This window comes from Streptomyces sp. NBC_01176 (assembly GCF_045039825.1).
Lineage (GTDB): Bacteria > Actinomycetota > Actinomycetes > Streptomycetales > Streptomycetaceae > Streptomyces.
The window spans coordinates 9,938,560-9,953,828 of record NZ_CP108600.1; the positions used below are offsets into that span (position 1 = coordinate 9,938,560).

The 15,269-nt window shown below is 73.6% G+C and carries 1 protein-coding gene; it reads left to right on the forward strand.

Annotated elements, in window-relative coordinates; translation table 11 throughout:
* The first annotated feature begins 3 nt into the window (after positions 1–3).
* Complete coding sequence (locus tag OG199_RS43175) at positions 4–15,186, forward strand: type I polyketide synthase (RefSeq protein WP_405827194.1); 15,183 nt, start codon at positions 4–6, stop codon at positions 15,184–15,186.
* The last annotated feature ends 83 nt before the right edge of the window (positions 15,187–15,269 follow it).

Consider the following 15,269-nt stretch of genomic DNA (forward strand, 5'->3'; position numbering starts at 1 on the left):
GCCATGGACAACAACGAGGACAAGCTCCGCGACTACCTCAAGCGGGTCACCACGGACCTGCGGCAGACGCGCCGCAGGCTCGCCGAGTTCGAGACCCGCGAGCACGAGCCCGTTGCCATCGTGGCGACCGCCTGCCGCCTGCCCGGCGGAGTCCGCACCCCGGAGGACCTCTGGACGGTGGTGAGCGAGGGCACCGACACCGTCGCGGCCATGCCCACGGACCGCGGCTGGGACCTCGACGCGCTCTACGACCCGGACCCCGACCGGACCGGCACCAGCTACGTCCGCGAGGGCGCCTTCCTCTACGACGCGGCGGAGTTCGACGCCGGGTTCTTCGGGATCTCGCCGCGCGAGGCACTGGCCATGGACCCGCAGCAGCGCCTCCTGCTGGAAACCACCTGGGAGCTCTTCGAGCGGGCCGGCATCGACCCCGACACCCTGCGCGGCAGCAGCACCGGCGTCTTCATCGGCTCCAGCAACCAGGGCTACGCCGTCGACGGCAGCAACGCGCCCGACGACGTCGAGGGGCACCTGCTGACCGGCGGTTCCGCGGCCGTCCTCTCCGGCCGGCTCTCCTACAGCTTCGGCTTCGAGGGACCCGCGGTCAGCCTCGACACCATGTGCTCCTCGTCCCTCGTGGCCCTGCACCTCGCCATGCAGGCCCTGCGCACCGGCGAGTGCTCCATGGCCGTCACCGGCGGCGCCACCGTCATGGCCACCACCCGCAACTTCGTCGAGTTCAGCCGCCAGCGCGGCCTCGCCACGGACGGCCGGTGCAAGCCGTTCGCGGAGGGCGCGGACGGTACGGGCTGGGGCGAGGGCGTGGGCGTCCTGCTGCTGGAGCGGCTCTCGGACGCGCGCCGCAACGGACACCAGGTCCTCGCGGTCGTCCGCGGTTCCGCGATCAACCAGGACGGCGCCTCCAACGGACTGACCGCCCCCAACGGCCCCTCCCAGCAGCGTGTCATCCGCGCCGCCCTCGCCAACGCGGACCTCACCGCCCAGGACATCGACGCCATCGAGGCGCACGGCACGGGCACCAAGCTCGGTGACCCCATCGAGGCACAGGCCCTGCTCGCCACCTACGGCAAGGACCGGCCCGCCGACCAGCCGCTGTGGCTCGGCTCGGTGAAGTCCAACATCGGCCACACCCAGGCCGCCTCCGGCGTCGCCGCCGTGATCAAGACGGTCGAGTCCCTCCGTCGGGGAGTCCTCCCCAAGAGCCTGCACGTCGACGAGCCGACCTCGCACGTCGACTGGTCCACCCGGACCCTGAAACTCCTGACGGAATCCGTCGACTGGCCCGAGACCGGCAGGCCCCGCCGCGCCGGCGTCTCCTCCTTCGGCGGCAGCGGCACCAACGCCCACGTCCTCCTCGAACAGGCACCGCAGGACGAGGAACCGCAGGACGAGGAAGCGCAGGAAACCGCGGCCGAGCCCGCCACCACCCCCACCGCCCTTCCCTGGCTGCTGTCCGCACGCTCGGACAAAGCACTCAAGGCCCAGGCGGAGCGGCTCGTGGCCGCCGTCGAAGCCGGTGACACCGACGCCGTCGACGTCGCCCACTCCCTGGTGACCGGCCGCGCCGCACTCGAAGAGCGCGCCGTCGTCGTCGGCGCCGACCGCGACGCACTCCTGACCGCCCTGCGCGCCGTCGCACGCGGCGAACAGCCCGCCACCGTGGCCCGCGGCCTCGCCGAGAACCCCGGCGAGGACGTCGACACCGTCTTCGTGTTCCCGGGTCAGGGTGCGCAGTGGGTGGGGATGGCGGTCGAACTCCTGGATTCCTCGCCGGTGTTCGCGGCTCGCTTTGGTGAGTGTGCGGCGGCGTTGGACGGGTTCGTGGACTTCGATCTGCTGGATGTCGTCCGTGAGGGCCGGTCGTTGGACCGGGTGGATGTGGTGCAGCCGGTGTTGTGGGCGGTGATGGTGTCGCTGGCGGCGTTGTGGGAGTCGTTCGGTGTGCGTCCGGCGGCGGTGGTGGGTCATTCGCAGGGTGAGATCGCGGCTGCGGTCGTCGCGGGTGCGCTGTCGTTGCAGGACGGTGCGCGGGTGGCGGCCTTGCGCAGCCGTGCGATCACCGCACTCGCGGGCCAGGGTGGGATGGTGTCGGTCGCGTTGTCGCGTGAGCGCGCCGAGGAACTGATCGCGGGCTGGGACGGTCGTATCTCGGTCGCGGCGGTCAACGGTCCGACGTCGGTCGTGGTCTCCGGTGACGCGGACGCGCTCGATGAGTTGGTGGAGCAGGCGGGCACCGAAGACATTCGGGTGCGGCGGGTGGAGGTGGACTACGCCTCCCACTCGGCGCATGTCGAGCTGATCCGTGAGGAGCTGCTGGAGGTTCTTGCTCCGGTCGTTGCACGTGAGCCGGAGGTGCCGTTCTTCTCGACGGTGACGGGTGGGTGGCTGGAGTCGGCGGTCACGGATGCCGGCTACTGGTACACGAACCTGCGTCAGACCGTTCAACTGGAGTCTGCGGTCCGTGAGTTGGTGGGTTCGGGGCATGGTGCGTTCCTGGAGATGAGTCCGCATCCCGTGCTGACCGTTCCGGTCGCGGAGACGGTGGAGGCGGCCGGTGGTGAGGCCGTGGTCACGGGTACTCTGCGTCGCGGTCAGGGCGGCCTGGCCCGTTTCTACACCTCTCTCGGTGAGGCGTGGACGCGCGGCGTCACCGTCGACTGGAGTCCGGTGTTCGCCGGGCGGCGTCCGCGGCGGGTGGAGTTGCCGACGTATGCCTTCCAGCACCAGCGGTTCTGGCTGGAGCTGCCGAAGGCCTCGGCGGTGGTGGCGGACCCGGTGGACGAGGCGTTCTGGAAGAGTGTCGAGGACGGTGACCTGGAAGGGTTCGCGCGCACTCTCGGTATCGAGGACCAGGAGTCCCTGGGTTCGGTGGTTCCGGCCCTGTCGTCGTGGCGCAAGGGACGCCAGGCCCGTTCCACCCTCGACAGCTGGCGCTACCGCATCGTCTGGCGGCCGAAACCCGAACCGGGCACACCCGCCCCGACCCTCGACGGCACCTGGCTCGTCGTCGTCCCCGAAACCCACCAGGACGCCACGATCGTCCAGACCGTGACCCGCCTCCTCGTCGAGGCCGGAGCCGCGACCGTTCCCCTGGTGATGAACGAGACGGAACTCGACCGGACCGCCGTCGCGGAACAACTCACCGACATCGTCGCCGCCGACGCCGCCACCCCCGTACGCGGAGTGGTGTCCCTGCTCGCCCTCGACGAGCGCCCCGCCCCGGGCCACGCCGGACCCACCGTCGGCCTGACCCAGTCGGTCGCCCTCCTCCAGGGACTCCTCGACGCCGGGACCGACACCCGGCTGTGGCTGCTGACCACCGAGTCGGCCACCACCGGCATCGCCGGCGACACGGTGGCACATCCCCTCCAGGCCGCCGTCTGGGGACTCGGCCGGGTCATCGCCCTCGAACAGCCCAAGCTGTGGGGCGCCCTGCTCGACCTGCCCGCCGAACTCGACGCGCGCACCGGAGCGGCACTCGTGGAAACCCTCGCCGCCGCCGGCGACGAGGACCAGATCGCACTGCGCCCCTCCGGCACCTACATCCGCCGCCTGGTCCGCGCCCCGCTGTCCGGCCGCCGGTCCGCCCGGACCTGGACCACCAGCGGCAGCGCCCTGGTCACCGGCGGCACCGGAGGCCTCGGCGGCCACGCCGCGCGCCTCCTCGCCCGCAGCGGCGCCGAGCACCTGGTGCTCACCAGCCGGCACGGCCTCGACGCCCCCGGCGCCAGGGACCTGTGCGACGAGCTCACCGCTCTCGGCTGCCGCGTGACCATCGCGGCCTGCGACGTCGCCGACCGCGAGGCCCTGACCCGGCTCGTGGAACAGGTCGAGGCCGAAGGCCCCGCCATCCGCTCCGTCATCCACACCGCGGGCGTCGGCCTGCTGGCACCCCTCGCCGGGACGGACCTCGACTTCTTCTCCGAAGGACTGCGCGCCAAGGTCCTCGGAGCGGCCAACCTCGACGCCGTCTTCGACCACGACCGCCTCGACGCGTTCGTGCTGTACTCCTCCGTCGCGGGCACCTGGGGCAGCGGCGACCACGGCGCCTACTCCGCGGGCAACTCCTACGTCGACGCGCTCGCCGACCACCGGCGCGCCCGCGGCCTGACCGGTACGTCCATCGCGTGGGGCATCTGGAGCCCCGAGGGCGGCGGCATGGCCGTCAACATCGTCCGGGAACAGCTGCGCTGGCGCGGTATCCCCTTCATGGACGCGAAGCTGGCCGTCGAGGGACTGCAGCAGGCACTCGACCACGACGACACCTTCCTCGCCGTCGCCGACATCGACTGGGAACGGTTCGTCCCGGTCTTCACCGCCGCGCACCCGCGACCGCTCCTGCACGAGGTGCCCGAGGTCGCCGAGGCGATGAAGGCCGACGAGGCCGTCGTCGCGAGCGCGGTCAGCCGCGCCGACACCCTCCGCGCGGAACTGGCCGAGATGTCCGCCGCCGAGCGGGACCGGGTGCTGTTCGAGCTGGTCCGCACCGAGGTGGCCGGAGTCCTCGGCCACGCGGACAGCGCCGAGGTCGCCGTCACCCGCGCCTTCCGCGAGATGGGCTTCGACTCCCTCACCGCGGTCGAACTGCGCAACCGCCTCAACTCCGCCACCGGCCTCGGCCTTCCGGCGACGATCGTCTTCGACCATCCCAACGTCCGCGACCTCGTCCGCTTCCTGCGCACGAGCCTCGTCCCCGACACGCAGGCCGATGCCGCCCCGCCGGCCACCGTCACCCCCGTGGCCGCCGCCCACGACGACGAGCCCATCGCCATCGTCTCCATGAGCTGCCGCTTCCCCGGCGGCGTCACCTCGCCCGACGAACTGTGGAGCCTCGTCCTGGACGAGACCGACGCGGTGTCCACCCTGCCCACCGACCGCGGCTGGGACGTCGAGAACCTCTACGATCCCGATCCGGACCGGGCCGGTACGACCTACGCCCGCGAGGGCGGATTCCTGCACGACGCCGCCGAGTTCGACGCCGCGTTCTTCGGGATCTCGCCCCGTGAGGCGACCGCCATGGACCCGCAGCAGCGCCTCCTGCTGGAGACCGCCTGGGAGGCCCTGGAGCGGGCCGGCATCGCCCCCGACAGCCTCCACGGCAGCCCCACCGGCGTCTTCGTCGGCGCCTCCCACCAGGGATACGGGTCACGCTCCGAGGTACCGGAAGGCCTCGAGGGCCACCTCATCACCGGGACCGTCACCAGCATCGCCTCCGGCCGCATCTCCTACACCCTCGGCCTGGAGGGCCCGGCCGTCACCATGGACACCGGCTGCTCCTCCGCCCTGGTCGCCCTGCACCTCGCCCTGCAGGCGCTGCGCTCCGGAGAATGCTCCCTCGCGCTCACCGGCGGCGCCGCCGTCATGGGCGAGCCCATCGGCCTCGTCGGCTTCAGCCGGCAGCGGGGGCTCGCCGTGGACGGCCGCTGCAAGCCCTTCTCCGCCGAAGCCGACGGCATGGGCATGGCCGAAGGCGTCGGCATGGTGCTGCTGGAGCGGCTCTCGGACGCGCGCCGCAACGGACACGAGGTCCTAGCGGTCGTCCGGGGTTCGGCGATCAACCAGGACGGCGCCTCCAACGGCCTGACGGCCCCCAACGGCCTGTCCCAGCAGCGTGTCATCCGCGCCGCCCTGGCCAACGCCGGTCTGTCGGCGGTCGACGTCGACGTGGTCGAGGCGCACGGCACGGGCACCAAGCTCGGTGACCCCATCGAGGCGCAGGCTCTGCTCGCCACCTACGGCAAGGACCGGCCCGCCGACCGACCGTTGTGGCTCGGCTCGGTGAAGTCCAACATCGGCCACACCCAGGCCGCCTCCGGCATGGCCGGGGTCATCAAGATGGTGCAGGCGATGCGGCACGGTGTGCTGCCCAAGTCGCTGCACGCCGACGAGGTGTCGTCGTTCGTGGACTGGTCGGCCGGCGCGGTCGAGGTCCTCTCCGAGGCACGGCCCTGGGAGGAGAACGGCCACCCCCGACGGGCCGGTGTCTCCTCCTTCGGCGTGAGCGGCACGAACGCGCACATCATCATCGAACAGCCCGCGTCCGAGCAGTCCGCGTCCGAGCAGCAGTCCGCATCCGAGCAGTCCGGACCGGCAGCCGCCGAGCCCGCTCCCGAGACGGACGGCCCGGTCGTCCCGTGGCTCGTCACGGCCCGCTCGGAGAAGGCACTCAGGGCCCAGGCGGAGCGGCTCGTGGCCGCCGTCGCCGCCGGGGACGCCGACGCCGTCGACGTCGCCCACTCCCTGGTGACCGGCCGTGCCGCACTCGAGGAACGCGCCGTCGTCGTCGGCGCCGACCGCGACGCACTCCTGACCGCCCTCACCTCGCTCACCGACGGCGAGGCGACCCCCGCACTCGTCCGCGGAACCACCCAGCGCGTCGGCGAGGACATCGACACCGTCTTCGTGTTCCCGGGTCAGGGTGCGCAGTGGGTGGGGATGGCGGTCGAACTCCTGGATACCTCGCCGGTGTTCGCGGCTCGTTTCGGTGAGTGTGCGGCGGCGTTGGACGGGTTCGTGGAGTGGTCGTTGATGGATGTGGTGCGGGGCGTGGAGGGTGCTCCGGGGCTGGACCGGGTGGATGTGGTGCAGCCGGTGTTGTGGGCGGTGATGGTGTCGCTGGCGGCGTTGTGGGAGTCGTTCGGTGTGCGTCCGGCGGCGGTGGTGGGTCATTCGCAGGGTGAGATCGCGGCTGCGGTCGTCGCGGGTGCGCTGAGTCTTCAGGATGGTGCGCGGGTGGTGGCCTTGCGCAGCCGTGCGATCACCGCACTGGCGGGGCAGGGTGGGATGGTGTCGGTCGCGTTGTCGCGTGAGCGCGCCGAGGAACTGATCTCCGCGTGGGGCGGTCGTGTGTCGGTCGCGGCGGTGAACGGTCCGACGTCGGTCGTGGTCTCGGGTGACGCGGACGCGCTCGATGAACTCGTGGAGCAGGCGGGCACCGAAGACATTCGGGTGCGGCGGGTGGAGGTGGACTACGCCTCCCACTCCGCGCATGTCGAGCTGATCCGTGAGGAGCTGCTGGAGATACTCGCTCCGGTCGTTGCACGTGAGCCGGAGGTGCCGTTCTTCTCGACGGTGACGGGTGGGTGGCTGGAGTCGGCGGTCACGGATGCCGGTTACTGGTACACGAATCTGCGTCAGACCGTTCAACTGGAGTCTGCGGTCCGTGAGTTGGTGGGTTCGGGGCATGGTGCGTTCCTGGAGATGAGTCCGCATCCCGTGCTGACCGTTCCCGTCGCGGAGACGGTGGAGGCGGCCGGTGGTGAGGCCGTGGTCACCGGCACCCTGCGCCGCGGTCAGGGCGGCCTGGCCCGCTTCTACACGTCACTGGGTGAGGCGTGGACGCGCGGCGTCACCGTCGACTGGAGCCAGGCCTACGCCGAACAGCACCCGCGCCGGGTGGAGCTGCCCACCTACGCCTTCCAGCGGCAGCGCTACTGGCTCGACGCGCCCGAGCCGGCCGGACCCTTCACCGGCCCGGTCATGTTCGGCGGGGTCGACCTGGCCGACGACGGCTTCTGGGAGTCGGTCGAGGACGGTGACGTCGAAAGCCTCGCCCGGACCCTCGGCCTCGACGACCAGGAGTCACTGGGCGCGATCGTGCCCGCCCTGTCGTCCTGGCGCCGCAGCCGGCGCGAGCGTTCCACCCTCGACAGCTGGCGCTACCGCATCGCCTGGCGGCCCAAGCCCGAACAGGGCGCACCCGTCACCCTCGACGGCACCTGGCTCCTCGTCGTCCCCGAGGGCCAGGAGGACAGCGACTTCGTACGCGGCGTGACGTCATCGGTGGCCGAGCGGGCGGACGGCCTGCGCACCCTCGTCATCGGATCCCGGGAGGCCGAACGCGACCGGCTCGCCGACCTGCTGCGGCAGGAGGCCGCCCACGGCCCCGTGCACGGCATCGTCTCCCTGCTGGCCCTCGACGAACGGCCCTGGGCCGACGAGTGCGCCCTGCCCACCGGGCTCGTCCTGATGACCACCCTGATCCAGGCGCTCGGCGACGCGTCCTTCGACGCGCCCCTGTGGTGCGCCACCAGCGGCGCGGTCTCCGTGCACCGCAACGACACCCTGGACCACCCGCTGCAGGCCATGGCCTGGGGCCTCGGCCGGATCGCCTCCATGGAGTACCCGCAGCGCTGGGGCGGCCTGATCGACCTGCCGGAGACCGTGGACGAGCGGGCCGGCCGACGGCTCGTCGCCGCCCTGTCCGGACTCCTCGACGAGGACCACCTCGCCCTGCGCCCCTCGGGCCTCTTCGCCCGCCGCCTCGTACGCGCCGGCGACGGCCCGCGCCCGGCCGGACCGGCCTGGTCGCCCAGCGGCACCGTCCTGGTCACCGGAGGCACCGGCGGCCTCGGCCGCCACGTCTCCCACTGGCTGGCCCGCAGCGGCGCCGAACACCTGGTACTGGTCAGCAGGCACGGCCCCGACGCCCCCGGAGCCGCCGAACTCGTCGCCGAACTGGCCGCGTTGGGCACCCCGGCGAGTGTCGTCGCCTGCGACGTCGCCGACCGTGACGCCGTCCGCCGACTCGTCGACGACCTGCCCGGCGGCGGCACCCTGACAGCCGTCGTGCACACCGCCGGTGTCATCGACGACGGTGTCATCGACGCACTCACCCCGCAGCGCGCCCACGGCGTCCTGCGGCCGAAGGTGGACGCCGCGCTGGCCCTGCACGAGGCGACCCGCCACCTCGACCTCACCGCGTTCGTCCTGTTCTCCTCCATGGCCGGCACACTCGGCCGCTCCGGCCAGGGCAGCTACGCCGCCGCCAACGCCTTCCTCGACGCGTTCGCCGCCAAGCGACGCGCCGACGGCCTGCCCGCCACGTCCATGGCCTGGGGAACCTGGGCCGGCGGCGGCATGGTCAGCGAAGAGGTCGCCCAGCGACTGCGCCGCGACGGCGTGCCACCCATGGAGCCCGAACTCGCCGTGTCCGCCCTCCAGCAGGCCCTCGACCAGGACGAGGAGTTCCTCGTCGTCGCCGACGTCGACTGGAAACTGGTCACCGCCCGCGCCTTCGCCGCACTGCGCGACTTCCCCGAGGCCCGCGCCGCCACGCCCGAGGGCGAACGCACCGAGAAGGACACCGCGGCACAGGACGGCCCGCCGCTGCCCGCGCGGCTGCGCGGCCTCGCGCCCGCCGAGCGCCGCGCGGCGCTCCTCACGGAGGTCCGCCGCCAGGCCGCGGCGGTGCTCGGACACACCGACACCGACGCCGTGCCCGAGGGCAGGGCCTTCCGCGACCTCGGCTTCGACTCGCTGACCGCCGTCGAACTGCGCAACCGCCTCGCCGAGGCGACCGGGCTGCGCCTGCCCGTCACCATGGCCTTCGACCACCCCTCGGCCGCGGCGCTCGCCGCCCACCTCGACACCGAACTGTTCACCGACGACCACGGCGCCACCACGGACGCCACCACGGCGGACCGGCTCCCGCCCCGGGCACCGGCCGACGACCCGATCGTCATCGTCGGCATGGGCTGCCGCTTCCCCGGCGGCGTCACCTCGCCCGAGGAACTGTGGAGCCTCGTCGCCGACGGCACCGACGCCATCAGCCCGTTCCCCGACAACCGCGGCTGGGACGTGGACAACCTCTACGACCCCGACCCCGACAAGCCCGGCCACTCCTACGCCCGGCACGGCGGATTCCTCTACGACGCCGACCAGTTCGACCCCGCCTTCTTCGGGATCTCGCCCCGTGAGGCGGTAGCCGTCGACCCGCAGCACCGGCTCCTGCTGGAGACCTCGTGGGAAGCCCTCGAGCGGGCCGGGATCGACCCCGAACGCGTCCGGGGCACCCAGACCGGCGTCTTCATCGGCTCCAACTACAACGACTACGGCACCCGGGCCCGCCAGGCACCCGAAGGACTGGAGGGCTACCTGGCCACGGGCAGCGCGAGCAGCGTCGCCTCCGGCCGCATCGCCTACACCTTCGGCCTGGAAGGCCCGGCGGTCACCGTCGACACCGCCTGCTCCTCCTCCCTCGTCGCCCTGCACCTCGCCGTGCAGGCACTGCGGTCGGGGGAGTGCGGCCTCGCCCTCGCGGGCGGCGTCACCGTGATCTCCACACCGGACACCTTCATCGAGTTCAGCCGGCAGCGCGCCCTGTCGCCCGACGGCCGCTGCAAGGCCTTCTCCGCCGACGCCGACGGCGCGGGCTGGGCCGAGGGCGTCGGCCTGCTGCTCCTGGAACGACTCTCCGACGCCCGCAGCAACGGCCACACCGTCCTCGCGACCGTGGCCGGCACGGCCGTCAACCAGGACGGCGCCTCCAACGGGCTCACCGCCCCCAACGGTCCCGCACAGCAGCGGGTCATCCGCCAGGCCCTCGGCTCCGCCGGCCTCGCCCCGGCCGACGTCGACGTCGTCGAGGCACACGGCACCGGCACCAAGCTGGGCGACCCGATCGAGGCCCAGGCCCTGCTCGCGGCGTACGGCCAGGACCGGCCCGCCGACCGGCCGCTGTGGCTCGGCGCGCTGAAGTCCAACATCGGCCACACCCAGGCCGCTTCGGGCGTCGCCGGCATCATCAAGATGGTGATGGCGATGCGGCACGGCGTGCTGCCCCGCACGCTGCACGCCGAGAACCCCTCCCCGCACATCGACTGGTCCTCGGGCGCGGTACGCCTGCTCGACCAGGAACGCGACTGGGCCCGGGGCGACGCCCCGCGCCGTGCCGGTGTCTCCTCCTTCGGCGTCAGCGGAACCAACGCCCACGTCATCCTCCAGGAACCCGAGCCCACCGACGACGCCCTCCCCGAGACCGCCCAGCCGCCCGCCGGCCACCCCACCGACACCACCGACCGCACCGACACCACCGGCGGCACCGAACACGTTGACGGCACTGACGGCACCGGCAACGCGACGGACACCACCGCAACGGCAACGGATCCGGCACCGATCGTGCCGTGGCTGCTGTCGGCCCGCGGCACGGCCGCCCTGCGCGAACAGGCCCGCCGCCTGCTCGACCACCTCGCCCCGCCCCACGACGCACGCCCGGCCGACATCGCCCTGTCCCTGGCCCGCGGACGGACCGCCTTCGAGGACCGGGCCGCGGTCGTCGCCGGCGACCCGGCCTCCTTCACCGAGGCCCTGACCGCACTCGCCGAGGGCCGCGAACACCCGCTCCTCAGCGTGGACCGGGCACGCACCGGCAAGGTCGCGTTCCTCTTCTCCGGACAGGGCGCGCAGCAGCCCGGCACCGGACGCGCCCTCTACGCCGAGTACGACGTCTTCGCCGACGCCCTGGACGCGGTCTGCGCACACATGGACCGCCACCTCGAACACCCCCTGCGCGACATCCTGTTCGCACCGGCCGGGACACCCGAGGCCGCACTCCTCGACCAGACCGCCTACACCCAGGCAGGCCTGTTCGCCGTGGAGGTCGCCCTGTACCGGCTCGTGGAGAGCACCGGTCTCAAGCCCGACGCCGTCCTCGGTCACTCCGTCGGCGAGATCGCCGCCGCGCACGTCGCCGGAGTACTCGCCCTGGAGGACGCCTGCCTGCTGGTCGCCACCCGCGGCCGGCTCATGCAGGCCCTGCCGCAGGGCGGCGCCATGATCTCCGTACAGGCGTCCGAACAGGAGGTACTGCCGCTGCTCGCCGGCCACGAGGGCAGGGCCGCCATCGCCGCCCTCAACAGCCCCCTGGCCACCGTCGTCTCCGGAGACGAGGACGCGGTGACCGCCGTCGCCGACGCACTCGCCGCCCAGGGCCGCAAGACCCGGCGCCTGAACGTCAGCCACGCCTTCCACTCGCCCCGCATGGACGCCATGCTCGACGAGTTCGCCGCCCTCACCGCCCACCTCCCGCACCACACCCCCGCCCTGCCCGTGGTCTCCGCCGTCACCGGCGCCCCCTACGGAGCACAGGAGATCGCCGACCCCGCCCACTGGGGGCGCCAGGTCCGCGAGGCCGTCCGGTTCAGCGACGGCGTGCGCACCCTGGAGGAACAGGGCATCACCACCTACGTCGAGATCGGCCCCGGCGGCGTACTGACCGCCCTGGCCGGCGACTGCGTCACCGGCGACGCCACCCTCGTACCGCTGCTGCGCCGCGACACCGACGAGCGCGAGTCCTTCACCACCGCACTCGCCCGGCTGCACGTCCGCGGCCACGCACCCGACTGGGCCACCCTGCTCGCCCCGCTGGGCGCGCACCGGGTCGACCTGCCGACCTACCCCTTCCAGCGCAGCAGCTACTGGCTCCAGGCCACCCCCAGCACCCGCGACGTCGCCCACACCGGAGTGGAGGCCGCCGGACACCCGCTGCTCGACATCTCCGTACCACTGGCCGGCTCGGACGGCGTACTGCTCACCGGCACCGTGTCCGTGGAACGCCAGCCCTGGCTGCGCGACCACGCGCTCGGCGACAGCGTCCTCTTCCCGGGCACCGCGTTCCTCGAACTCGCCCTCCAGGCCTGCGAACGGGCCGGCGCCGCCCAGGTCACCGACCTCACCCTGGAGACACCCCTCGTCCTGCCCCTCACCGGAGCCCTCCAGCTCCAGGTCACCGTCGCCCCCTCCGACGGCTCCGCGACCCGCGCCCTGACCGTGCACGCACGGCCCCTGAGCACCCACGACGACACGGCCCCGCCCTGGGTCCGGCACGCCGCGGGCACACTCGGCGACGAACCGGCCGACCCGCCCGAGCACCTCGGCACGGCCGCCTGGCCGCCCGCCGGCGCCGAACCCCTCGACGTGTCCGGGCTGTACACCCGCATCGCCGAGAACGGCTTCCACTACGGGCCCGCCTTCCGCGGCCTGCGCGCCGCCTGGCGCCTGGGCGACGAGGTGTACGCGGAGATCGCCCCGCAGGACGGCACCGCCCCCGAACGCGCCGGGGACTTCACCGTCCACCCCGCACTCCTGGACGCCGCCCTGCACACCGTGGCACTCGTCGCCGACGCCGACGGACCCACCGTCGTACCGTTCACCTTCACCGGAGTGACGGTGACCGCCGCCGGACCGGCCGCACTGCGCGTACGCCTCACCCCGCGCGGAGACCACCAGTACGCCGTCCAGGTCGCCGACGCCACCGGCACACCCGTCGCCGGCATCACCGGACTCGTCCTGCGCCCCGTCGACAGCACCCGGCCGGCCCACCCCACCGGCGCCGCCGGCCTCTACCGCGTGCGGTGGGTGCCCGCCGGCACGCACGACGGCACCGCCCCGGCACCGGCCCTTCTCGACGCCGACGCCACCCTGACCGACTGGGCCGCCCGGCACACCGGCGCGCTGACCCGCCACGACAGCCTCGACGCCCTGCGCGCCGAGGTCGCCGCCGGCGCCCCGCTGCCGCCTACGGTGCTGGTCGCCCTGCCCGCGACCGCCGGTGCCCCGGACCCCGCCGACGCCGTCCGCCGGACCACGCACCGCGCCCTCGAACTGGCCGGCGCCTGGCTGCGGGAGGAGACGTTCGCGCCGGCACGACTGGTGTTCGCCACCCGCCACGCCGTGACGACCGCTGCCGGCGACGCCGCGGCCACCGACCCGGCGCAGGCCGCCGTATGGGGCCTGATCCGCGCGGCCAAGGCCGAGAACCCGGGCCGCTTCGGCCTCCTCGACCACGACGGCGCCGCCGCCTCCCTGGACCTGCTGCCCGCCGTCCTGGCCGGCGGCGAAGCGGAGACGGCCCTGCGCAACGGCAGCGCACTCGCCCCGCGCCTGACCCGCGCCCAGGACCTCACGGACCGCCGGGACCCCACGGACACCGGAGACCCCACGGACACCGGAGACCTCACGGACACCGGAGACCTGACGGACACCGGAGGCCTCACCGGCTTCGACCCCTCCGGCACGGTCCTGGTCACCGGAGCGTCCGGAGTGCTCGCCCGGCAGGTGGCCCGCCACCTCGTCACCACGCACGCGGTCGACTCCCTGATCCTGGCCAGCCGGCGAGGCGCCGAGGCCGAAGGCATGGCCGCACTGTCCGAGGAACTGCGCGGCCACGGCGCCCGGGTGACCCTCGCCGCCTGCGACGTCGCCGACCGCGACGCCCTCGCCGCACTCCTGGCCGGCATCCCCGCCGACCGCCCGCTGACCGCCGTCGTGCACACCGCCGGCGTCCTCGACGACGGTGTCGTCGAGGCCCTCACCCCCGAACGGGTGGACACCGCCCTGCGGGCCAAGGCCGACGCCGCGGCACACCTCGACGAACTCACCCGCGACGCCCGCCCCGTCACCCTCGTCCTGTTCTCCTCGCTCGCCGGCACCTTCGGCGGCGTCGGCCAGGGCAACTACTCGGCCGCCAACGCCTTCCTCGACGCCCTCGCCGCCCGGCGCAGCGCCGCGGGACACCCGGCGCTCTCCCTGGCCTGGGGACTGTGGGCCGAACGCAGCGGCATGACCGGCAAACTCGGCGAGGCCGACCTGCGCCGGGTGCAACGCGGCGGCGTCCAGCCCATGGACACCGCCGAAGCCCTCGCCCTGCTCGATACCGCACTCGGCGCGCCCGACGTCTTCCTCGCGCCCGCCGCACTCGACCCGGCCGCCCTGCGCGCCTCCGACGGATCCGTGCCGCACCTGCTGCGCGACCTCGTCCAGGCCCGCAACCCACGACTGGCCCGCGCGAGCGGCCCGGCCGCCGACCACACGGCACCGGAGAGCGCCGACGGCCTGAAAGAACGCCTCGCGGCCCTGCCGGCGCACGAGCGCCACGGCGCCCTGCTGCAGGCGGTGCTCGCCCAGGCGGCCCTCGTCCTGGGCTACGACACGGCCGACCTCATCGACCCCGAACGGGGCTTCCTGCAGGTCGGCTTCGACTCCCTGACCGCCGTCGAACTGCGCAACCGGCTCGGCGCCGTCACCGGCGTCCGACTCCCGGCCACCCTGCTGTTCGACTACCCGACCCCCGCGGGACTCGCCGACCACCTGCTGACCCGGATGGCCCCCGCACCCGCCCCCGCGGCACCGGGCACGGCCCCCGCCTCCGGCGGCTCCGTGCTGGCACAACTCGACCACATGGAAGGAGAGTTCCAACAGGTGCTGGCCGAGGCCGGACCGTACGACGAACTGCACGACGGACTCCGCAGCCGGCTCCAGCGGCTGCTCGCCCAGCTCGACGCCGCCGCGCCCGCGACGCACCAGGCGGCCGGCACCGGCCACCCGGACGAGGTGTCGGACGACGAACTGCGCCGGTTCCTGGAGACCGAACTCGGCGGTGCATGACCCACGGGGGCGGCCGTCCGGCAGGGCGGCCGCCCCACCCCACCCGGCCGCGTGGACGCCCCGGCGCCCACCGGCCGACCAGC